We start from the raw sequence: 21663 nt of genomic DNA on the forward strand, positions 1-21663 counted from the left end.
TCGTGCAAGGCAGTGAGTCGAACGGAAGGCGGCGCCCGATCATCGTCCAGAAGTACGGCGGCTCCTCGGTGGCCGACGTCGAGAAGCTCGGGCGGGTGGCCGATCGTGTCGTCGCCGCGAAGCGCGCGGGCAACGACGTCGTCGTCGTCGTGAGCGCGATGGGCAAGACGACCGACGGCCTGCTCTCGCTCGCGCGGCAGGTCGCGAACCAGGCCGGAGGTGCCGCCGATCCGCCGCGCCGCGAGCTCGACATGCTCCTCTCCACCGGCGAGCGCGTCTCCATGGCGCTGCTCTCGATCGCGATCCAGGCGCGTGGCGAGGCCGCGATCTCCTTCACCGGCTCGCAGTCCGGCATCCTCACGAACGACCGCCACTTCGACGCGCGGATCATCGAAGTCCGGCCGCACCGCATCGAGGACGAGCTCGCGCGCGGGCAGATCGTGATCATCGCCGGCTACCAGGGCATGAGCTACCGGCGCGAGATCACGACCCTCGGCCGCGGCGGCTCCGACACCACGGCCGTCGCCCTCGCCGCCGCGCTCGAGGCCGAGCGCTGCGAGATCTACAGCGACGTCGACGGGGTCTACTCGGCCGATCCGCGCGTCGTGCCGGACGCGCAGCACCTGCCCGAGCTCGATCACGCGATGCTGCAGGAGATGGCCGAGTGCGGCGCGAAGGTCGTCTGCGCGCAGGCCGTCGAATGGGCGCGCCGCGCGAACATCGCGATCTACGCGCGATCGACGTTCGACGCGGAGGACGAGGGCGCGCGGCAAACCGTGGTGCGCAAGTTCGGCCCCCGCGAGGATCTCCGCGCCCGCGCGGTCGTCGGCGAAGGCAATGTCGCGCTCGGGAGCTTGCCCGACGTGGCGAAGCTCGACGATCTGCTCCGCGTCGCGGGCGAGGCGAAGGTGCCCTTGAAGGATCTCGCCGTGAACGAGCGCGGCGCGAGCTTCGTGGTTTCCCTGCTCAACGTGCCCGACTGGCGCGGCGCCAAGCAGCGGCTCACCGGCGCGCTTCCGTCGCTCGCGCTCGTGGAGGACGTCGCCGTCGTCAGCGTCGTCGGTGATGGCCTGGCCGCGACGACCGAGCCCCTCGCGCGGTTCCTCGCCGCGCTCCGCGGCGTCTCCGCGACCCCGAGCGCCCTCACCGCGACGCCGCTCCGGCTCAGCGCCGTCCTCCCCGCGAGCGCCCTCGCCGAGGCGCAGCGCGTCCTGCACCGCGCCTTCGTCGAGAGCTGATCCACCACTGTCAGTGCGGCCGCGCCGGACCGAGCGCGACGAGGCCGAGGCGGCTCGCGATCCAGACGACCTCGCGCGAGCCGTCCCATGCGATCGATGCCTCGCCGAGGTCCGTCCCATCCGGCCCGCGTAACTCTGCGACGCGCGATACGTCGCCATCCTCGCCCACGCGCACCACGTACGACGTCGCGTTGCCTGGGGGCACCATCAACGCATAGAGCGGCGCATCCTCCTCATCGCCCGCGAAGCACGCCCCGATCACGTCGTGCAGATCGACCGACTCGAACGAATGCGCGCCGTCGTTCGACAGGAGCAGCCCGCGCGGCGACACGATCGCCACGCGCCTCCCCGCCGCCGCGACGGCGAGGCTCGACCTCGGATCCCCCACGGCGAGCTCGGCCGCCGCGCCTTCGAGCGGCGCCCTTTGCCAGGCCTCGTCATCGCCGCGCAGCCTCTCGATGGCCGCGCCTTCGGGCCGCGTCGCCAGCACCACGAGCGTCCCGCCCGCCGCCTTGATCGCCCGCACCCCGCCTTCCCGCGCGAGCACTGGCGTCCCTTCGCGGCCCGTCATCGACCAGAGCGAGCCCTCGTGCAGGATCCAGATTCGCCCCGGCGTCGCCGCGAGCTCCACGGAGCTCTTGCCCGATCGGAACCCCGCGACCGGCGTCGCCGACGCGCATCCATCACGGCTCACGAGCAGCCCCCCGCGCGCCGACGCCACCACCGTCACCTCGTCCGTCGCGACGACCGCCGTGCTCGGCGTATCGAGCCCCGTTTGCCGCGCCGCGTGCGCGCCCTCGTCCACCACGAGCACCACGTCCCCTGCGGCCAGCACGCGCCCTCCGCACACCGTCACCGCGGTGCACGGCACGGGCGCGCCGGCGCCCTCGAGCACCACGAACCGGCTCGGCGCCCATGGCGGCAGTTTTCCGCGCGCCGCCTCTTCGAGCAGCTCGTCCGCGAGCGCCTCGTCGTCCGCCTCGTCGTTCGCGCTCTCGTCGAGCTCCGGCAGTGCCGACTCGTCGACGTCGTTCTCCGCGTTCTCGCCTGTCCCTTCCGCGCCGCCGTCGTCCTGCGTCGCGTCGAGCTCCAGATCTGCCGCATCGTCGTCGCCGAACGCGCTCTCGTCCCGATCCTCGTCGAGCGCGCTCTCCTCGCTGTCGAGTGTCGCCAGATCCTCGTCGAGTGACCCGACGTCGACCCCCTCCTCGGCGTCGTCCCCGGAGCCTGCGTCCGCGTCCTCGTCCACGTCGAGCCCCACGTCGAGATCCTGGGCGTTTGCGTCGTCGAGCGGATCTCCGCCGTCGTCGCGCAGCTCTGGAAGCGCATCGTCGAAGCTACCGTCGTCCGCGTCGTCGTCCCCGGCGTTCGGGTCCGTGTCGAGCGGCGGCAGCTCCATGTCGTCGTCCTCTTCCTCGGTTTTCCGGGGTGCGCGGGCCGGGGCCCCGAACGCGAGCGCGCGCCCGGGTTCGTCCTCCCTCCCGGGCTCCCCCTCCCGGCTCTGCGGAGCGCAAGCAACTTCGGCAACCGGATCGTCTTTCCCGTACGACATGGCGGCACGAATCTAGCGCCTTTGCCCCGACGAGCACGGCGCGAGCGTTGCTTCCTCGGCTGGAAAGGCCGTCCCCACATGGCACGCGTGGAGGGTCGTACCCGTGCTGGATCCCGGCGCTGGGCAGTGCTTACCTGTTCCGTCCCATGCCCCCGTCCGACACGGCGCATCACGCCGATGGCGCCTGCACGCCTCACGCCGACCAAGCGCCTTCCTCCGCGCGAAGCCCTGGCCACGGAGGCCCGGCACGGAGGCGACGCGCGCTGCCGATCCCCGAGGTCTCGGCGGGCATGCTCGTGCGTCGCGTCGACGTCCGCCCCGCGGATGTCGTTTTTCTCAAGGGCATCCTCGAAGCGAGCGAGGGCCTCGGCACGATCTTCGCCGAGCGAGGCGGCGAGCTCTTCGTCGCCGCGCCGCCCGATCGCGAAAAAGATCTCGTCGAGCTGCTCGACGACCTCGTGCGCGAGATCGACGTCCGCGTCCATCCCGAGGCCCAAGCCGGGAGCGATCGATGAACGAGCCGCAGGAGCCCGGAAACCCCGAGCCTCGTATCCTCGCGGCCTGGCGCGAGTGGCTCGGCGCGCTCGCCAACGACGCCGACGCGGCCCTCGCCGCGGCCGACGTCTACGCCGGCCTCGCGCCCGAAGCCCGCGACGCCTGGCTCGACGCGCTCGCCGAGGATGCGCCCGGTTTGTCCGTTCCCCTCGTCGCCCTTTACGCCCCGCTCCTCGCCGTCGAGGCCGATCCCGAGCGCCGCGCGCGCATGGAGGCGGCCATCGTCCTCGGCGACACCTCGGCGTGGCGTGGCCGGCCCATCCGTGCCCTCTCGGGCATGGCGCGCGGCGGCGCGCGTGTCGTCGCGCTCGTCCAGCCCGTCTACCTTCGCTTCGTCCGCGTCCTCTGGTGCCGCTACTTGCCCGACGAAGGCTTCTTCTGGGCCCGGCACGACTGCCTCCTCAGCGAGGGCGACGCTCCTCGCAATGGCGCCGTCGTCGATGGCGTCTTGCTCGAAACCACGCCGCTCACCCCGGTCGTCGAGGAGCTCGCGCATGCGATCCTCGCCCATCGCCGTCGCGGCGGCGAGCTACCCGCGTCCTTGCGCGAGTTCGCCGACCTCTTCGACGCCGACTTCGAGGCGATCGATGATCCGCGCTAGACGCGCCCTGCTCCTCGCCTTCCTCGCGGCCCCGGTCGCGTGCTCGTCCACGCCTCCGCCCGACGCGCCCACGCAGCCGCTCGTGCGTGGCCCGCGCATCGTCTTCTCCTACGAGACGCTCGACGGCGGCGCGTTGTCGACGGACACGGTCGCCGGCCGCTACACCGTGATCGGGTTCGTCGCGACGTACGACGACTCGTCCCACGCGCAGGCCCGCTTCCTCTCGACCCTGGTGCGGCGCCATGTCCCGCGCATCAACGCCGGCCTCGTCGTCCTCGAACCGCCGCACCACAAGCTGCTCGTCGAGTCCTTCGCGAAGGTCGTCGATCCGCCGTATCCGGTCGCCATGGCCGACGAGGCCACGATCGCGGGCGCGGGGCCGTTCCAGGGCCTCCACCACGTCCCGAGCGTCGTCATCCTCGATCCCCAGGGCCGCGAGGTCTTCCGCAACCTCGGCCTCGCGACGGCCGACGCTCTCGACGCGGCCCTGCGCGCGCTGGAACAGGGAAAGACCCCGCAGACGAACGCGCGTTAGGCCTCGGGATCCTGCTTGGCGATGAGCTTCGCCAGCGGATCCAGGTGCTCGCTCAGCGCCACGACGAACCCTTCCGCGCCGAAGAGCGTTCGCGCGGCCCGACCGAGCTCGCTGTCTCCACTGCCCACGAGCGCCCGTTGCACCTTGCGCATCGTCGACACCGGCACGCGCACGCTCGCGGCCATCACATCGGACGGGATCGGCCCCGCACACGTGATCACGTGCACCTCCGCCGCGCCCCATCCGGCCCGCACCACGCGCTCGCCGCGCGGATGGCTCGGATCCGGCTCCACGTGCACGAACGTCGCGCCCACGTCCGCGTCGCCCCGGAGCACCGCGCGCGCCACCTCGCCGTGCGAACCGAAGAAGAGGTTCTCGCGGAAGGCGCGATCGAGGTCCACGCCGATCGAGCGCAGATGCGCCCGCAGCACGATGTACCCGGCCGCGCTCTGCCGATCCACCCACGCCGCGCGTAGCCCCTGGAGATCGCTGATCTCCCGCAGCGGCGAGGCCTTCGGCGCATACAACGCCGTCATGTAGGACGACGCCCCGTTCCGCACGGGCAGCACGATCGGCATGACGCGCGCGCGGCTCGTCGCGCGCATCGCCACGAGTGGCGGCAGCCAGCCGAGATCGACCTCGCCTGTCTCCAGGGCTTCGAGCAGTGTGTTGTAGTTCCAGCCTCCGAGGCCGTTCACCTCGAAGCCCGTCGCCTCCGACAGCGCCTTGCAGAACGCGTTGAGCGACGTGCGTGACCCCTCTGGATCCGACGTGAGCACGACGCCCACGGTGAGGGCCGTCTTCTCTTCTTCCGGAGCCATGCCCCACGGTCGCAGGGGGTCACGCGGTGGTCAAGACGGGAGGAAGGACGGGCCTGTCACTCCGCGGCGATCGGCTCGTACGTCGTCGTGCGAATCTCGGGGTTGTTCTCGAACACGGCCTTGCCCATGAGCTGCTCCAAGAGCGGTCGGAAGCGCACCATGGCCTTGCCGCGCACGATGTCCCGGAGGACGAGCGCGTCCTCGCGGGCCTTCGCGATCGTCTCGGGATTCGTCGCCTTTCGGTAGACCTCGGCGATCGTCCCGGGCGCGTTCACGGCCGCCTCGCGCAGCACCTCGGCCGCGTGTTTGGCCTTGTCGATCGCGCGCTCCGCGGCCGACTTCTTGATGAGCGGCGCCACCACGTAGACCAGGTTTGCCGCCGTCCCCGCGACGCGGTGGGGCGGGTAGTAGAGCGCGCTCTTGTACTTCGGGTTCGCGTCGAGGAACGCGCGCACCTCTTCGATCGTCACGCCCTCCTCGGCGAGCACGCGCTCGAGCTCCTGCTCGGCCGCGATCCGCGCCTTGAACATGTACATCTGGATGCGCGAGTAGAAGTTCGCCGCGCCGTCGCCGCTCGTCTCGACCGCGCAGAAGATCGTGCCCGGGTACTTCCCGGTGATCAGCGACTGCACGCCGTCCGAGACGCCGGACGACGGCATGCATCCAAACGGCTTCACGCTCACCGTGATGTGCGCCTTCGCGCGCACTGTGTTCACGATCAGCTTGCCGACCTCCATGTGCCCTTCGCCGCCGCGGAGATCGTTCGAGTAGTAGTCCTCGGCCACCTGCGCGACGAGGTCCATGTCCGGCAGGTGATAGTCGTGCAGGCCGATCGGTTGCGCGAACGCCTGGAAGCCGACCTTCAGCGCCGCCTCCGCGAGCCGCATCGTGGCGATCCGCTTCGCCACGTCGAACTCGCCCTGGTGGTCCTTGAGGCCCATCGTCCCCTCGTCCACGCCGCGCAGCACCTCGCGATCCTGCGTGTCGTGACGGACCTCCCACACGTTGTAGAGCAGCCACGCCGTCGTGAGCTGAATGTCGTTCTCGGCGCCCTCGCTCTCGAGGAACTTCTGGAGCTGGTAGTTGCCGTCGCCCTCCGTCGTCATCGCCCAGAACTCGCCGATGATCGACGCCTTCGCGCGCACACGCAGCCGGTCGACCTCGATGGCCTCGAAGAGCTTGCGGCACTTGTAGAGCGCGACGAACACGTTCGTCTGATCGTGCAGCGACTTGTAGATGATGCGCTTGGCCTCCTCGAGCGCCTTGTTCGTCGCGCCGGGCACGACCTCGTAGGGCCGGATGCGGTAGCCGAGCGCGTTCAGCACGTCGCCGCACACGATGCCCTTCACGATCCCCACGAAAAACGCGGGGTTCATGTCGATGCCCACGTCGTCGCCCGTCGCTTGCGACAGGCCTCCGGTCTGCTGGAACAGCATCACCCGGAAGCCGTCGAAGCCCGCGTCGCGCAGCGCCTTGCGGTACTCCGTCACGTACATCCCGAAGCGGCAGGGCCCGCACGCGCCGGCCGTCAGGAACACGTAGTTCTTGACGACCTCCTCGCTGGTCAAACCCTGCTCGTCGCGGAGTTTGATCAGGTAGTTCACCAGGTTGCCGACGGTGAAATACGTCGGGTTGCACTGCCCGCGGTTGCCGAACTCCTTGCCGACCTGCAGGCCTTCCTGGTCCGGACAGCCGATGTTCTTGATCTTGTAGCCGAGTCCGCCGAGCGCGCCTTCCACGAGGAAGTCCTGCGCCGCCGTCAGGCCCGAGATCAGGAGCGTCACGTTCTCGCGCTCGGCCCGCTTCACCTGGGGGTTCAACATCGAGTCGACCCACTGCTTGCGGTCGGCCTTGATGCCGAGGCGCTCGCGCTCCGCCTCCTCGAAGGCGCGGAGCTCGGCTTCCAGAGCCTCGTCGACCACGGACTGCTTCGCGCCGCCGTTCATGATCGGCAGCCGCGTCCTTTGCACTGCAGTTTCCATCGATTCCTCCCTGACTCTTTCGACGTCAAACCGAAACGACGCTGCCGTCGGCGCGCTTCTTCTTGAGTTGTACGAGGCCCTTCGGCGGCTCGGGCGGGGCCGGCGGGGGCGCCTCGTAGGCCCGCACCTTCGCCGAGAGCTCCATGATCTGCTTCTCCAGCTCCGGATCCGACGTTCGCCGCTCCGCCTGCTGCTTTTGTTTGAGCTGCAAGAGCTCGAGCCGCTTCTTGTCGATGTTGTGCGCGAGCTCCGCCTTCTTCTTCGCGAGGTCTTCCAAGGACTCCTGGTAGAGCTTCAGGCTGTGCGCGTACGTCTTCACGCGGATCTTGATCGAGCCGCCGGGCTTGTTCGCGTCGATGTCGTGCAGCGCCGCGTAAGGCGTCGCGCTCGACGACACGATCCCGTCCACGATGCCGTACGTCGGCGCGTCGTGGCCGCACTTGAAGCTCGACAGATCGAGCAGGACGACGTTCGGGTGCCGCGCGGCGAACTTCACGGCCCACACCTTCTGGGCGCTGTTCGCCGAGTAGTTCTCCGGCCACACGTCGTTGATGTCGAGCGGGTGTTGTCCGCGCGCGTACTCCTCTTTGAAGTAACGGCGCAGGTACTCGTCGTCGCGCGGGATCGAGCGCACGCTCAGAATCGGGTAGCCGAGCACCTGGAACTCCTCCGGGATGCCGTGGTTCAGCCCCGGATCCGAGTGGTACGGCCGGCCGACCATCAGGATCGCCACGCGGTTCTCCGCCTCGACCGTCTCCAGGATCGCGCGCCCCTTCTCCTGCAGATCCCGCTCGAACGCGCTGAGCGCCGCCATCGCCTCGCGATGCGCGTGATCACTCTCGTCCTCGGTGATCCCGAGCCGCGGCCCCCAGCACTCGTACATGCGACGCGCCGTGAGCAGCGGCTCGGCGAACGTGAGCGGCGGATCCAGGTACTCGATCCCGCGCGTCGCGAAGAAGTCGACCTCCTTCGTGAACGCCGCCTTCATCACGTCGGGCACGCCCGCGACGATCGGGCAGCTCGCGTTGTCCATCACGTTCTTCCCGAAGCTCGGCACGTGCGTGAGGATCGGGAAGAAGATGTACTTCAGCGGTTTGTCCGCGGAGTGATGGTGGAACAAGAGATTGTGGATGTGCGCCTGCGTCACCTTCGACGGGAAGCACGGATCCACGGACCCGTACTTGCCGCCCTCGACCCACATCTCCTCGGTCGTCTCGTCGCTGAAGATCACGTTTTGCTTCGGGATCCCGAGCGCCTCGAAGTAGGCCCGGAAATACGGGCCCGTCGAGTAGAGGTTCAAGACACGCGGGATGCCGATGCGCGTCCTGCGCAATCGCTCCTGCACCTCGTACCCGCTTCGCCGGAAGGGCCGCGTCGTCTCCACGCGCCGCACGCTGAAGAGACCCTTCTTGATGACGGTGTCCTTGATCGGCGTCCCGTCGGCGGGCATCGCGTTGCCCTTGTAAAAACTCCGGAACGCGAGCTTCGACTCGTAGTCGACGCAGTTCGGGAACTGCTTCGCGATCTTCTTCCGGTCGGCCACGAGCGCGAGCATCGCGTCCTCGCTCTCGACGGTGCCCTTCTCGCAGGAGAACCCCGAGATGTACCGCGCCGTCGATCCGTCGGGCCGCTCGGCGTCGATGAACGTCCGCTTGCACTCGTTCGGGCAGAAGTGGCAGACGGTCTCCTCGTCGTTTTTCGTGCGGTACTTGAGGTCGATCGCGGCTTCGAGCCCGATGAACGTGCTCGTCCCGCGCCGCTTGATCACGCGCAGCGTCTCGAACGCCGCGCCGATCGCGCCCGCCTCGCCCGTGTGCGGGTGGACGAACACCTCCGCGTCCGGCACGCGCTCCTTGATGTAGTCGACCTGCGCCTTGACCGCGGCGAGGTTGTACTGCGTGCCGCCCTGCAGGACGAACCTGCGCCCGAGCGACGCGAGCCGCGGGATCTGCACGACGTACTGCCACACGTTCTTCGGAAGGACCTGGGCCAAGCCGGCCAGGAGCTCTTCCTTCGAAAAACCTTCCTTCTGGAAGTTCACGCGATCCGTGTCGAGGAAGACCGCGCAGCCGTAGCTGAACTTCGGCGCGAGCTCGGCCTGGAACGCCGTGTCCGCGTACTCCGTCACTTTGAGGCCAAACTGATCGGCCATGGCCTGCAACAGCATCCCGTTGCCGGCCGAGCACGAGTTCGAGAGGCGGAAGTTCGCGATGTCGCCGTTCTTCATGAACAGGACCTTGATGTCCTGCCCGCCGATGTCGCAGATGACGTCGACGTCGCCGAAGTACCGCACCGCGCTCATCATGTGCGCCACGGTCTCGACGATGTTCACGTCCGCGCGCATCGTCTCCTGCAAGACGTCCGCCGCGTACCCCGTGGCCCCGAAGCCGAGCACCTCGAACGTCGCGCCGTGCCCCTGCACGTAGTCACGCAGCTGCGCGAGCAGCTCCTTCGTGTCCTGGATCGGATTGCCCTTCGAGAGCTGGTAGGCCTTGCAGACGATCTCGCCGTCCTCGTCGACGAGCACCGCCTTCGACGACGTCGACCCGCCGTCCACGCCGATCACGCCGCGCACGACCTGCCCGGCTTCGAGCTGCATCGGCTTGAACCGCGGGATCGCGTAGAGCTTGCGGAAGTCGTCGATCTCGTCGCTCGTGCGGACGAGCGGCGGCCCCGCGCTCTCGCCGAGCCGCGCCTTGCGCCCGTTCTTCATGTAGTCGACGAGCCCGTCCGTCCCCGCGTACAGGCCCACCTCGGGCGCCTCGCGCAGGCCGTACACGCACGAGCCGTACGCCGCGTAGTACTGCGCGTTCTCCGGGACGAAGATCGTCTCCTCGATCGGCCGATCCTTCGGCCACGCGTAGCCGCGCTCCTCCCACGTCTCGGGGATGCGCTTGCGCCAGCACTCCTGCAAAAACGGCAGGTACGTATTCGGCCCGCCGAGCAGGATCACCCTGTGTTTCAAGGTTGACCCGCGCGTCAGTACGGACAGGTTCTGCAAGACGATCGCGTCCGCGAGCGAGCACAGGATCTCCGTCGACGGGATCCCGCTCTTCACGAGGTTCACGATGTCCGTCTCGGCGAACACGCCGCATTTCGCCGCGACGTGGTGCAGCTTCGAGTCGTCGAAGTGGATCTCGCGCACGACCTCGGGAGGCAAACCCACCTTGATCATGCACTTGTCGATCGTCGCGCCCGTGCCCGAGGCGCACTTGTCGTTCATCGACGGCGCCGCGGTCTTGTCGCCAGTCTTCTCGTCCTTCTTGAAGATGATGATCTTCGCGTCCTGACCGCCGAGCTCGATCACGCTCCCCACGTCCGGGTGGAGTTTTTCCACGGCGAGCGTCACGGCGTTGACTTCCTGGACGAACTTCGCGCCGAGCGAGGGGCAGAGCGGCGCCGCGCCCGAGCCCGTCATGAACACGCGCCATTCGGCGCGCGGCGAGTCCGGGAACGCCTCCTCGATCTGCTGGAGCATCTCCAGCACCTTCTCGGGCTGCTTGGTCTGGTGGCGCTGGTAGTCGCTCCAGAGGATTTCGAGCGTCCCTGGATCGAGCACGACGGCCTTCACCGTCGTCGAGCCCACGTCGATCCCGACCACCACCGGGTCACGTCTCTCCATGCGGTCCCTCTCCCGTGCCGTTTGCCGCCGACTGACTGTCCAGTCAGTCAGATTGGGGTATCATGGTGCCCCGAGCGAGGCAAGGCAGAGCCCGCTCGCTCGGCGTGCTTCCGTTGTGCGCATCACGCGGGCGAGGTGGTACAAGGCCCTTCATGGACAAGGCCGAGCGTCGTCTCGAGCTCCTCCGCGCGGCTCGCGACGTCTTCGCGACGAAGGGCTATCACGCGGCGAAGGTCGACGACATCGTGGCCCGGGCGAGCGTCGCCAAGGGCACGTTTTATCTCTACTTCCCCGACAAGCGTTCGGTCTTCGTGGAGCTCGTCGACGGGCTCTTCTCGCGCCTCGGCGGCGCGATCCTCACCGTCGACACGCAGGGCGACATCGAGGCGCAGATCAAGCACAACATCCGCGGCATCGTGGCCGTCCTGCTCGACGACCCGGCGCTCACGCAGCTCTTGCTCTCCTTCGCGCCGGGCCTCGATCCGGCCTTCGCCGCGAAGATCCGCTCCTTCTATGACGGCGTGAAAACGCTGCTCCGCGTGAGCCTCGACGAGGGCCAGCGCCTCGGAATCGTGGCTGAAGGCGATACCTCGATGTACGCGACGTTCACCGTCGGCGCCCTCAAGGAGATCTTCGCCGAGAGCACCGATCGAGGCCAGGCCTGGCCCCGCGAGCAGCTCGTCGAGCAGCTCTTCCGCCTCCTGCAGCGCGGCTACCTGCGCATCGATCGCGCCCCCGAGGCCCCCGTCTCCGTGCCCCCGAAGCCGCGCAAAACCCGCAAAAAGACCGCTTAGCGCAGCGCAGACCGGCCGGTCATTCGGAACCGCGAGCGGGGTTCGTCATGACCTGACCCGCGAGTCAGTTTTTTACGGTGATGACGTAACGTGAGCGGAGTCGCGGAGCGTCAGCGTGCGCGGCGCGGGAGGATGTAGCGGATGAAGTTCAAGAGCGTGCGCCGCCCGAACTCGCCTTCCTCGATGTCGGCATGCAGCGTCTCCACCGCAAATCCCTCGCCGGCGAGGATTTCCCAGCGGTGCTCGATGTAGCCGCGCATCACGTCGGCATCGAGCTCGGGGTGGAATTGCACGCCGTAGCAGGTCTCGGTGAAGCGGATCGCGTGGTGGTCTTCGAGGTCGTTTTTCGCGAGCGCCGTCGCCCCGCGCGGCAGCCGCACGACCGTGTCCACGTGCGTCACGTTCGCCCGGAAGACCTCGGGCAGGCCGTCGAAGATCGGGTCGTCCGCGAGCCTGTGGATCGGCCGCGTGCCGATCTCGCGTCCGCGCGGGTTTCTCTGCACCTCGCCCCCGAGCGCCTGGGCTAGAATTTGGTGGCCAAAACAAATCCCGAACGTGGGCACGCCGAGGCCCACGACCTCGCGCAAAAAGCCCTCCGTGGCGAGCATCCAGGGCTCGCGGTTGGGCACGTTCGCCGCCGAGCCGGTGATCACGAGCGCGGCGGCGTCGCGCATGTCCGGCGGCCCGCCCTCGCGGGCGTCGAAGGTCTCGTAGTCGCCGCTCCAGGCGTCGCCGATGACGCCCGTGATGAGATCGGCGAACTCGCCGCGGCGCTCGCGCACCTTGGGCACGGGTTCGCCCGTCTTCATGATGTAGATTTTCCGGTTCGTAACGTCCGCACGCTCGGCTGCCATCACGCCGATCATAATCATGTTGCGGGAAAAGGTCCCCCTCCCGGCGCTCCGCACGTTATAGGGGCTTCCCATGTCCGCGCCGCCCGTGGAGCGCCCCGTCTGGCGCAGGTTTCGACCACGCAGGCTCTCGCGCGCGGCGGCCCACGTGCGCGCGGGCGGGTTCGCGGCGATCGTGGACGACCGGGATTCGGTGCAGATCCTGCTCGGGCTGACCGAAGCGGGAAAACTCACCGAGCTCGGCCTCTGCGCCCTGCTCACCCTGGAGCAGCGGCGATTTCAGCGCGTGAAGACCGGCCCGGCGGCGGGGCTCGCCCTCGTGCGGGTCCGGCCGCGCTTCCGGCCCGCCGTGCTCGACTGGTGCGCGCGCGACACGCTCTACGAGGGGCCGACGCGGACGATGCCGCTCGATTGCACGACCTGCGCGGCCTGTTGCCACGGCGCGGACGTGCGCCTCGACGCGCACGACCTCGCGCGGTTCCGCGCTGCGGGCCGACGGGACCTCGCGGGCCGGGCCTACGTGAAACGGTCGCGGGACGGGCGGGTCACGCTTCGTCTGGCCGACGATGGCCGCTGCCAATTGCTCGGCCCGGACAAACGGTGCACGATTTACGAGATTCGCCCCGGGGACTGCAGGGCATTCGTGGCGGGAAGCGAGGCGTGCCTTTCGGCGAGGCGGGAGACGCTCGGGCTCCGGGACGGAGCCGCGTGGGACGAGATCCTCGAGGCGTTCGATCGGGGCCCTCGCACGCGAGGGCCCTGAATCACTACTCGGGGATGTCCTTGTTGAGGAACTGGTTCGCGGCCGCGTCCTCCACGCAGGTGAGCGTGTTGTCCGCGTTCAGGTTGCAGCGGATGAGCTTCGAGTTCGCGTCCGAGCAACCCCGGCCCATGCCGAGGAAGCCGCTCGAGCACGTGCCCTCGAGGTAGGTCTGGTACAGGGCGACGGGCTTGCGCTCTTCCGACATGAGCCAGCCGCCGGCGGTCCGGTAACGGACCTTGTTGCTGCACCCCGAGAGCAGGCAGAGCGCCGCGCCGATCAGGAACAACGTCTTTTTCATGGTCGTCGCTTCTCCGCTCAATAGATGCTTTGGGGGATGACGTTCGTGAGGACCTTCGTCTCCTTGCAGTTGGTCGCGCCGGTTTCGGTCGCGTCACAGACCTGGACGGAGAAGTCGAAGAGCATTTGCTTCGTGGCCGGGTCGATCTCGCCGCGGGTCTGGATGCGCTCCTGGTACACCTTCTCCCCGCCCAGGAAGGTTTGACGCGTCAAGACCTTCGGGGGCGGCCCACACGCGACGCCGAAGAGGGCGATCAATGCGACAAGCGCGATTTGAATCGATTTCATCGTGCTTCCTCCTCAGCGGACGTTGCTACCCGCGCCGCCGTAACCGGCCTGCCCCTGCGGGCAAACGACATCATTCTTGCCGTCGCAGGACAGCTTGCACACGAGCTTGTCGCCCGTGTCCTGACACATGTAGAACTGGTGCGTCCTCTTCGCGAAGAAGAGGTAGTTCTCGGTCTTCAGGACCTCGAGCGCGGTCACTGGGCTCTTCAGGTTGTCCTCGAAGTTGACGACCGCGCGCGTGACGCAACCCGTCGAGAGGGCCGCGAGGGCGAAGGCAAAGAGCGCCATCGGGATGCGGGACATGGTCATTCCTCTCAATCCTCATCCTGCAGGACGAGCTGCATCGTTTTGCATCCGGAGAGCGCGCCGTCGGCGGCCACCTGGCACTTGACGATCTGCTGGGAGTTGCCCTGGACGACCAGGAATTTCATCTGGTCACGAGCGCTCGTGATCTGTGTGACGACCTTCGGAGGCGTACATCCGAAGGCGCCCGACAGCACCACGAAGGCGCCCGCGCTGAGTAGCCATTTGCTCATCTGCACCAAGCTCCTGTGATCTCGCGCGGAGCCTGCGTGTGGCCCCCCGCCGCGCATAGACGCTCGCCAACTTTTACGTCTATGTCAACGTTTTCCCACGTGCGTGTGCTGACACGGGGGACTCGGACGTACCCGCGCGAAGGGGACTCGACAGCGGGGGGATCAGGGCGTGGGCGTGGGCTCGACGGGCGCGTCGAGCGCGCAGCGGAAGCCGATGGTGACGTGCGCCGCGCTCGGGATGACGCCGAGGCGGAAGCTCGCGCGGATGCGGCTCGCCGGGTCGAGGAAGCTGCCGCCGCGAATGACACGCAGAGGCACGCTGGTCGGGCCCTTGGGATCGTTGCCCGCAGGCGGCGGCGCGGCGTAGCCGTCCGCGACCCACTCGGCCACGTTGCCGCCGAGATCGTAGAGCGCATCGGGCGTGCGATCGAGGGGCCTTCCGCCCGCCGGGCACGTGGCCACGCCCTCGCTGCCCTCGACGCACTTGCCGTTGCGATCGAAGCAGGCGCGGTTGCACGTGGGCGCGTTATCGCCCCAGGGGAAGGCGCGGCCCGCAGTGCCACGCGCGGCGATCTCCCACTCGGCCTCCGTGGGCAAACGGCGGCCGCGGAAGGCGCAGTAGGCCTCGGCAGCCGCGTGCGTGACGCAGTTGATCGGGTGATCCGTGGCGTCACGCGTGTCGTTGCACTTCGACGTCCACGCCTGGGCGAACTCCTCGGGCGAGGCCTTCGCCTCGGGATCTTCCTCCGCGTCGGCCGACGCCATGAGCTGCGCCGCGCTCTCGGCCGGCAGGACGACTTGCTTCGCCGCCGGGCATTTTCCGGCTGCGACGCAGCCGCGGTACTGCCCCGTCGTGACCTCCATCGCGTCGAGGTAAAACCCCTTCGTGAGCGTCACTTGCCGCTGATCCGGGCCCTCGCCGAGCTTGGCCGAGCCCGGCGCGACGAGGACCATGTCCCGCGGCGGCACGAACGGCGCGGCCGCGGACGCCGAGGGCATCGCCGACGCGCTCGCACTCGCGCTCGCGCTCGCGAGGGCTGACGGCAGCGTGGTGTTCGGGCCGCCGGAGGGCGAGCCCTTCACGGTCGCCGTCGCGCTCGCCACGGGCTTCTGCGTGGGTTTGCCCTTGGGCGAGCCCATCGTGAGCAGCGTGTAGCCGAGCGCCCCGCCGCCCACGAGCAGCGCGCCGAGGAGCCACGGCCACACCGGCTTGCCTTTCCCCTCGGCCGTCGACGTCGCTTCGAGCCCGGTCTTCTCGGTGTTGTCCTTCGCCGGCGGCAGCGGCGTCGCGCTCGCGGGCGGCTGCTTCGGGCCCGTCTGCGAAGGCTGCGGCAGCCGCTCGCCGAGCGGCGTCTCCGCCATCGGATCCCGATCCCGCGTGGTCATGGGGCCGGCGGGCCTTGCGCCCGGCTTCCCCACCGTGGGCGCGGCCTCGGTGGCGCCGAACGCGTCGCTGTTCCGGATGTTGCCCGTCGCGCGGTTCTGCTCCGTCACCACGCCGAGCTGCTTCTTTTCGGCGAACTCGGCCGTCGAGAGCAGGCTGTCGGCGGCAGACTCCTGGATCGTCGGCGGGATGGACGCGGCGTGTTTGTCCGGGGACGAGGCCCTGGCCGCGCCTGCGTTGCCCTCGGCCGCGGCCGTGACGAGCGCGTCCCAGAACGCGCCCGCGTCGGGGAAGCGGTGCTTCGGCTCCACGCTGAGCGCCCGCTCGATCACGCGCTCGACGGCCTCGCTCACGTTCGCGCCTCGTGCGCGTGGCGTGGGCCGCATGCTCGGATCCGCCGCGATGATGTAGAGCTCCGTCGGATCGTCGCCTTCGAGCGCTTTGCGCGCGCTCACGAGCTCCACGAAGATCAGCGCGAGCGCGAACACGTCGGTCCACGGGCCCGTGGCGCCGCGTTGCTTGTTGAACTGCTCGGGCGCGCCGTAACGCGGCGTGAACGCGGTCGGGCCTTGCCTCGTCGCGGCGAGCGCCTCGGTGAAGCTCGCGTGCTCGGTGAGCACCTTCGCGATGCCGAAGTCGAGCACCTTCACGGTGCGCTTGCCGCCGACGTCGGTGACGAAGAGGTTCGCGGGCTTGACGTCGCGGTGCGCGATCTTCTGCGCGTGCGCCACGGCGAGCGCGCGCGCTGCCGGTTCGAGCAGGGCGATCGCCTCGGCCGTGCTCATGCCGCCGCGGCTGCTCTGGCTCTTGATGAGCTCGCCGAGCGTCTCGCCTTCGAGCCACTCGAGCACGAGGTACGGCACCCACGTGCCGTTTTGCGTGACGAACGCGCCGACATCGAGCGCCTGCACGATCCCCGAGGTCACGCGCGAGAGCCGATGGAGCAGCCGCCCCTCCTCGCGGAGCTGCTCGAGGAACTGGGCGCGTTGCTTCTCGCCGAGCTCCGCGGGCAGCTTCAAGCACTTGATCGCGATGCTCTCGCCGAAACCGATGTGCTCGCCGCGGTAGACGACGCCGAAGCCGCCGTCGCCGATCACCTGGGTGACGCGGTACTTGCCCTCGATCGTGGTGCCGCAGAGCTGGAAGGGATCGCGGTTCTTTTCGGGCTCCGACATGGGCGGCTAGCTTCTACCGCTTCCGGCGCCGCGCGTCATCGCTTGGCGCCGACGATGTCGGCGATCGCTTGGTAGTCCGTCTCCTCGACGGCCCCCTGGATGAGGCAGGCGAGCTGCCCGCTCGGGGCGATGAGGGCGTGGACGGGGAGGTTGCCCGCGTCCTTGACCCCGAGGGCCGAGATCCACGTGTCGCGCCCGCCGCCCTCGGGCAGCCAGTAGGACGCGCGTACGCCGGCCTCGGGTTGGGCTTCGAGGAACCGCGAAAGTTGCCGCTCGTCGTCGTCGAGCGAGACGAACGCGAGGTCGATCATCACCCCGGCGTTGCGCAGGCGGCTCTGGAAGTTCTGGAGCCGGGGCATTTCTTCTTTGCACGGCCCACACCAGGCCGCCCAGAGATTCACCCAGACCCATTTTCCGACGCCGAACGAAAGGCTCCCGGGCAGCGCCGTCGCGCCCGGGGCCGCGGCGGTCTTCAGCGCGCCCTTCGGCGCCGGGCGCGCCGTCGTATCGGCGCAGAGCTTGCGGGGCGCGGCGGGCGCGGCGCTCGGTTTGGCGGAAGCCGTGGCCGAAGCCGGGTTCGTCCCGGCCGCGCCATTCGGGGCCGTGACCGCATTGCTGCGGCCCGTCACCGGCGGCTCCGGCTTTGCCGTTTCGCCGTTTTGGCACGCCGTGAGCAAGAGGACCGGGAGAATCAGAGCTGACAATCGACCCATGACACGAACGCGCTCCGGTTGATCGCCTCCGCGGCGCAGGGCTTGCCTTTCCGCGAGACATTCCATTCGCAGTATTCCTTGCCGAGCTGGGCAAACTCGTTGCCGAGCCAGAGCAGGCCCACCTGCTTGTCGAGATCGGGCTCCTTGAATTTGTCGCCGACGTGGAAAAACGCGCTATTCGCGCGCTTGTGCGAGAGCGACCGGTTGAAGTCCGGCGTGCCCGTCTTCGAGGCGCGGGCCACGATGAAGAAATACCGGGCGCCCTTTCGCTCGACCCAGAGCTCCTCCAGCATCTTCTTGCCGTCGTCGTCGAGCTTCTCCGAGCCGTCGTCGAACATCACGACGCCCCCGCGCTCCTTCAGCGGCGTGAAGAGCGCGTTGAAATCGTCGTCGCTGATCGAGGCCAGCGTCTTCACGTCGGCCGGCTGACAGCCGCGCCGCGCCGCCCCGCCTTCGAGGCCGCAGGCATGAATCACGCGGGCCAGCACTTCCTTGAATTTCGGCGTGCAATAGGGGGCTTCCGCGTCGTTCGCGATCGCCACCGCCGGCTTCACCGACTCCGCGATCCCCGTCTTCAGCCGCTCCGCCGAGGATTTTACCTCCGCGTGCACCGCGAAGGCCGATCCGGCGAGCAGCGTGCACCCGGCCACGATTCCGATGATTCCAGCGTATTTCATGGCAACCTCAAGTCCGGCGCGAGCTTGCGGATGCTGTACGCGAGGCCGATGTCGCTGTCCTCGTCACAGAGCCGCGTGTCGCCGAGGAAGAGCTGCGGCGTAGAGACCTGCAGCTGGTTGTTCACGATGTGGCGGAGCATTCGATCGAGGCGGAGCTTCGTTTCTTTCGAATCGATGCACGCGTCGAGGCTCGCCCATTTCTCCCGGATCGCCGCGCGCACGGTCGGCAGGCCCGCCGGAGACTTCGCGCCTTCGAGCAGCCGATCCTGGTTGTCGTAGGCCCATTCGAGCACGTCGACCGCGCGGTTCTCCCCGCAGAGCACGGCCTTCGAGACCAGGCAGGCGCCCGGGTGCAGCGGGCGGTCGAGCATCCAGTTGCACTCGTTGTCGAGTGGGAAAAGCACGAGCGTCGTGTCGAGGCGCTCGAAGATCCCGTCGGCTTCGAGGCGCTTGTGGAAGGCCTTGCACGTCGGGCAGAGCGGGTCGACGAAGAGCGTCGCCGGCTGCTTGGCCCCGGCCGGCGTGTGCCGGAGGAGCGCGTTGTTCGGCTCGGTGGGCTTCGCGAGCTTGCCGCAACCCGTGATGTACGAGGCGTAGCTCGGCAGCGCGCTCAGGTAGATCAACGTCGGCGTGATCGTGAAGATCCCGAGCGCGACGAGCCAGGCGGGCACGAGCCAAATCGATCCCACGGGCCGCCCGCCAGAGCCCCCGCCTTCCGCGGCGCCTTCCGGCTTGTCCGCCGCGGGCGCGGGGGCCGAGGCGCCCTTGCGGGCGTCGAGGAGGATGACGATGCCGGCGATCGCGAGCAGGACCGACGAGATGTAGATCCCGACGCAGGTCTTGCAGTACTGCCCGAGCTTGAGCGCCGAGATCGCGAACATCAGCGCCGAGACGACGAGGGGCGTGACGCTCACGGCGCCGTAGAACTGGGCGGCGCGGCGCGGGGCCGTGGACCCGGCGAGCAGAAGGTAGAGCGCGTAGGCCGCGAAGAACGCGAAGGCGCCGACCGCGAAGAGCGAGATCGGGATGCCGCCCCAGTACCGATCGCGGAAGAGCGCGGAGTACGGGCTGTACATGGCCGTGCGGCAAGCGCTCTCACCCGCCCCGCCGGAGGCGAGCCCCGGGATGAACGAGCAGTGGATGTCGTGGACCTGGCGGTCGAGGTGCTTCGAATAATCGAGCGTCGAAAGACCGCCGAAGACGAGCCCGATCAGCGATGCGACGAGCGCGAGAGCCGAGGGCCAGCGACGAGGTGCGCCGGACATGGAAAGGGCTTACGCCGGACACACCGGCCCGTCAAACGGTCTCTGGAGTGCGCAGGGGCCGGCGCGGCTTGCGGTTGAGCGTCTCGGGTCTGCGCAGACGGGCATTCCGGAGAAGAAGCGGGCGTCCGCGATCCGTCTCGGTTCTGGACGGCACCACCGTTGCGAGGCGGTGAGGGCGGAGGCCCACCGGGACCTCGGGGGGGGAACCAGGCTCGTCATGGCCCGGCTTCCCGAGCGTCGAATGGGTCGGAGGAGACGGAAAGCCATGAAGAAACTCTTTGGTCTGATGGCCGCGGCCGCGCTCGCCACCACGGCGGGGCTCGCGATGGCCGAGGAAGGCGCGCAGCAGCAGCCGCAGCCGCAGCAAGGGGCCCAGCAGCCGCAGCAGGGCGCCCAGCAGCAGCAGGGCATGCAGCAGCACAAGCAGCAGCGCGGTCAGAAGATGGCGCAGGCTGGAATCGGGCGCCATCAGGTGACCGGCCGCATCGTCGACATCGACAAGGAGAAGGGCGACCTCAAGGTGGAGACCGAGCGCGGCCAACTGGAGTTCAACTTCCCGCCCGCGTCCCTCCAGAATTACAACGAGGGCGATCAGGTGCGGCTCGAGGTCCTGATCCGCCCGGCCCAGCAGCAGCAGCAGCAGCAGCAACGCCAACAAGGCGGCCAGCAGCAGGGCGGCCAGCAGCAGGGCGGCCAGCGGTAAGTTTGCGGTCGTTCATGCGAACGCGGGGGAGCGGCGCGTGCTCGCGTTGGCTCCCCGTTTCGTTTGTCCTGGAAAGCCATTCAAGAAAAAACGCGAGAGACCGGCGATCTCGCGCCGGTCCCTCGTATCCTCCGACGGGTCTCGTTCAGCGACTGCTCTTCTTGCCGCTGCTCTGCTCCTGTTCGCCGCCGCCGCTGCCTTCCTCGGCCTCGTGCCCTTTTTGCACGAGCTCGCGCTCGCGTTGCCCACCCTTCTCGCCCCCGAGCCGTCCGGCCTCTTGCACCGTCATTGAGCCCTTTTCCTGGTCCTTCTTCTGCTCGGCCATGACAACCTCCTCCCGGGCCGCACTGCAAGGTCGGGGCCGCGATCCCGAGCTGCCCGCGCGCACGTGCCCGTCCGCGTAAAATCCTTTCCGGGCACCACAATTGCCCCGGCACGTCGCGCGGGGCGCGCTCTCACGGGGAGCGTGTGCCGCGACGAACCGACCAGAGAGAGGGAGCCATGGCAGCACGGAGGTTCACGCAAGGGCTCGTCGCGCTCGCGACGATCGCGGCGGCAAGCGTGGCAGGAGCCCAGGATCGCGCCGAGGAGGGGAGCCTCCTCCTCGACCGCGCCTTCATCGGGCTCGACGCGGACCAGGACGGGAGGATCGAGCGGTCAGAGGCGATGACGCAGCTCAACATGCTCGTCGGCGCCGTGTTTTTCCGGGCCGACGCAGACGGCGACGGCGTGGTGTCGGCCGACGAGGCGCGAGAAGCGTCGGCGTCGATGCCGGCGCTGTCGCGGGTGCTCGGCGCGCTGACGGGGCAGATGAGCGGCGAGTCGCTCGACGCGCTGGAGGCCCGGATCGGCGTGACCTGGGGCGAGTCGATCTCGGCCGCGCAGGCGCGCGAGGCGACCGAGCGCGCGGTCGACGCACTCTTCGGCGCAGTGGACGAGGACGGCGACGGGACGATCTCGCCGCGCGAGCTGCACGAGGGCGCCGCCGCGTTCGCCGAGCGGATGGCGACGAGCGCATTCGAGAAGGCCGACGCGAACGGGAGCGGGACGCTCGACGCGAGCGAGTTCGAGGCGGCCATGCTGGTGCCGGCGCGCGCGGCGTTCGCGGCGGCGGACGAGAACGAGGACGGCGAGCTCTCGCCGGAGGAGGCGCAGGCCGCGACGGCGCTGCTCGGAAGCTGGGTCTCGCTCGTGCCGGCGGCGGCAGGGCAGCCGCAGGGGACGAGCCCGGAGCTCGAGCGGCGGATGCGGGAGCGGATGCGGCCGGAGGGCAGGGGGCGAGAGCCGCGTTGACGCGCGGGGAGGGGCCTT

At 68.9% G+C, this 21663-nt stretch carries 22 protein-coding genes; 8 read left to right on the plus strand and 14 right to left on the minus strand.

Annotated features, from left to right (window positions below):
- The first annotated feature begins 2 nt into the window (after positions 1-2).
- Positions 3-1238, plus strand: a complete 1236-nt coding sequence (locus KEG38_RS17400; protein WP_272420745.1) for an aspartate kinase — start codon at positions 3-5, stop codon at positions 1236-1238.
- A gap of 10 nt (positions 1239-1248) precedes the next feature.
- Here KEG38_RS17400 and KEG38_RS17405 read toward each other — a convergent pair whose 3' ends face one another.
- Positions 1249-2790 (minus strand): hypothetical protein, encoded by a 1542-nt coding sequence (locus tag KEG38_RS17405; RefSeq protein WP_272420747.1) that lies wholly within the window; start codon positions 2788-2790, stop codon positions 1249-1251.
- Between the two features lie 146 nt (positions 2791-2936).
- Here KEG38_RS17405 and KEG38_RS17410 point away from each other — a divergent pair, with 146 nt between their 5' ends.
- The 3 genes from KEG38_RS17410 to KEG38_RS17420 are packed head-to-tail and all read left to right on the plus strand — an operon-like array spanning position 2937 to position 4481.
- Positions 2937-3305 (plus strand): DUF4911 domain-containing protein, encoded by a 369-nt coding sequence (locus tag KEG38_RS17410; RefSeq protein WP_272420749.1) that lies wholly within the window; start codon positions 2937-2939, stop codon positions 3303-3305.
- Positions 3302-3946, plus strand: a complete 645-nt coding sequence (locus KEG38_RS17415) for a hypothetical protein (protein ID WP_272420750.1) — start codon at positions 3302-3304, stop codon at positions 3944-3946. Before KEG38_RS17410 ends, KEG38_RS17415 begins: the two co-directional genes overlap by 4 nt.
- The gene (locus KEG38_RS17420; RefSeq protein WP_272420752.1) at positions 3933-4481 is read left to right on the plus strand and encodes a thioredoxin domain-containing protein; all 549 of its coding nucleotides are present in this window, start codon (positions 3933-3935) and stop codon (positions 4479-4481) included. The genes KEG38_RS17415 and KEG38_RS17420 overlap by 14 nt, the downstream gene beginning before the upstream one ends.
- On the opposite strand, the gene KEG38_RS17425 is transcribed toward KEG38_RS17420, so the two are convergent.
- The 3 genes from KEG38_RS17425 to KEG38_RS17435 are packed head-to-tail and all read right to left on the minus strand — an operon-like array spanning position 4478 to position 10906.
- Entirely contained in the window at positions 4478-5302 is an 825-nt protein-coding gene (locus KEG38_RS17425; RefSeq protein ID WP_272420753.1) for a phosphate/phosphite/phosphonate ABC transporter substrate-binding protein, read from the minus strand. The two genes, KEG38_RS17420 and KEG38_RS17425, sit on opposite strands and share 4 nt — an antisense overlap.
- A gap of 56 nt (positions 5303-5358) precedes the next feature.
- Entirely contained in the window at positions 5359-7284 is a 1926-nt protein-coding gene (locus KEG38_RS17430; RefSeq protein ID WP_272420754.1) for a 2-hydroxyglutaryl-CoA dehydratase, read from the minus strand.
- A 25-nt stretch (positions 7285-7309) separates the two neighbouring features.
- Positions 7310-10906, minus strand: a complete 3597-nt coding sequence (locus KEG38_RS17435; protein ID WP_272420756.1) for a BadF/BadG/BcrA/BcrD ATPase family protein — start codon at positions 10904-10906, stop codon at positions 7310-7312.
- A gap of 152 nt (positions 10907-11058) precedes the next feature.
- Here KEG38_RS17435 and KEG38_RS17440 point away from each other — a divergent pair, with 152 nt between their 5' ends.
- Positions 11059-11700, plus strand: a complete 642-nt coding sequence (locus KEG38_RS17440; protein ID WP_272420757.1) for a TetR/AcrR family transcriptional regulator — start codon at positions 11059-11061, stop codon at positions 11698-11700.
- A 110-nt stretch (positions 11701-11810) separates the two neighbouring features.
- Here KEG38_RS17440 and KEG38_RS17445 read toward each other — a convergent pair whose 3' ends face one another.
- Positions 11811-12554: a glutamine amidotransferase gene (locus tag KEG38_RS17445; RefSeq protein WP_272420759.1), complete on the minus strand. Its 744-nt coding sequence runs from the start codon at positions 12552-12554 to the stop codon at positions 11811-11813.
- A gap of 70 nt (positions 12555-12624) precedes the next feature.
- Here KEG38_RS17445 and KEG38_RS17450 point away from each other — a divergent pair, with 70 nt between their 5' ends.
- The gene (locus KEG38_RS17450) at positions 12625-13314 is read left to right on the plus strand and encodes a YkgJ family cysteine cluster protein (RefSeq protein WP_272420760.1); all 690 of its coding nucleotides are present in this window, start codon (positions 12625-12627) and stop codon (positions 13312-13314) included.
- A 4-nt stretch (positions 13315-13318) separates the two neighbouring features.
- Here the strand turns inward: KEG38_RS17450 and KEG38_RS17455 are convergent, their stop codons facing one another.
- The 8 genes from KEG38_RS17455 to KEG38_RS17490 all read right to left on the minus strand — a co-directional run bounded on the left by KEG38_RS17455 (position 13319) and on the right by KEG38_RS17490 (position 19649).
- Positions 13319-13612: a hypothetical protein gene (locus KEG38_RS17455; RefSeq protein ID WP_272420762.1), complete on the minus strand. Its 294-nt coding sequence runs from the start codon at positions 13610-13612 to the stop codon at positions 13319-13321.
- Positions 13613-13629: 17 nt separating this feature from the next.
- Positions 13630-13899, minus strand: a complete 270-nt coding sequence (locus tag KEG38_RS17460; protein WP_272420764.1) for a hypothetical protein — start codon at positions 13897-13899, stop codon at positions 13630-13632.
- A gap of 12 nt (positions 13900-13911) precedes the next feature.
- Entirely contained in the window at positions 13912-14202 is a 291-nt protein-coding gene (locus KEG38_RS17465; protein ID WP_272420766.1) for a hypothetical protein, read from the minus strand.
- 11 nt (positions 14203-14213) lie between these two features.
- Positions 14214-14435 (minus strand): hypothetical protein, encoded by a 222-nt coding sequence (locus tag KEG38_RS17470; RefSeq protein ID WP_272420767.1) that lies wholly within the window; start codon positions 14433-14435, stop codon positions 14214-14216.
- A gap of 162 nt (positions 14436-14597) precedes the next feature.
- Complete coding sequence (locus KEG38_RS17475; protein WP_272420768.1) at positions 14598-16994, minus strand: bifunctional serine/threonine-protein kinase/formylglycine-generating enzyme family protein; 2397 nt, start codon at positions 16992-16994, stop codon at positions 14598-14600.
- 35 nt (positions 16995-17029) lie between these two features.
- Positions 17030-17707 (minus strand): TlpA family protein disulfide reductase, encoded by a 678-nt coding sequence (locus KEG38_RS17480; RefSeq protein WP_272420770.1) that lies wholly within the window; start codon positions 17705-17707, stop codon positions 17030-17032.
- Positions 17686-18384 carry an OmpA family protein gene (locus KEG38_RS17485; RefSeq protein WP_272420772.1) on the minus strand — a complete coding sequence of 233 codons (699 nt, stop codon included), beginning with the start codon at positions 18382-18384 and terminating at the stop codon, positions 17686-17688. Before KEG38_RS17485 ends, KEG38_RS17480 begins: the two co-directional genes overlap by 22 nt.
- Entirely contained in the window at positions 18381-19649 is a 1269-nt protein-coding gene (locus KEG38_RS17490) for a vitamin K epoxide reductase/DsbA family protein (RefSeq protein ID WP_272420774.1), read from the minus strand. The genes KEG38_RS17485 and KEG38_RS17490 overlap by 4 nt, the downstream gene beginning before the upstream one ends.
- A 265-nt stretch (positions 19650-19914) precedes the next feature.
- On the opposite strand from KEG38_RS17490, the gene KEG38_RS17495 reads away from it, so the two are divergent.
- Positions 19915-20352: a hypothetical protein gene (locus KEG38_RS17495; protein WP_272420775.1), complete on the plus strand. Its 438-nt coding sequence runs from the start codon at positions 19915-19917 to the stop codon at positions 20350-20352.
- A 145-nt stretch (positions 20353-20497) separates the two neighbouring features.
- Here the strand turns inward: KEG38_RS17495 and KEG38_RS17500 are convergent, their stop codons facing one another.
- Positions 20498-20677, minus strand: coding sequence for a hypothetical protein (locus KEG38_RS17500; RefSeq protein WP_272420777.1), 180 nt, complete (start codon positions 20675-20677; stop codon positions 20498-20500).
- A gap of 176 nt (positions 20678-20853) precedes the next feature.
- On the opposite strand from KEG38_RS17500, the gene KEG38_RS17505 reads away from it, so the two are divergent.
- On the plus strand, positions 20854-21645 hold the full coding sequence (locus KEG38_RS17505) for an EF-hand domain-containing protein (RefSeq protein ID WP_272420778.1): 792 nt from the start codon (positions 20854-20856) through the stop codon (positions 21643-21645).
- Positions 21646-21663 lie beyond the last annotated feature (18 nt).

Source organism: Polyangium jinanense (genome assembly GCF_028435265.1).
Classification (GTDB): domain Bacteria; phylum Myxococcota_A; class Polyangia; order Polyangiales; family Polyangiaceae; genus Polyangium; species Polyangium jinanense.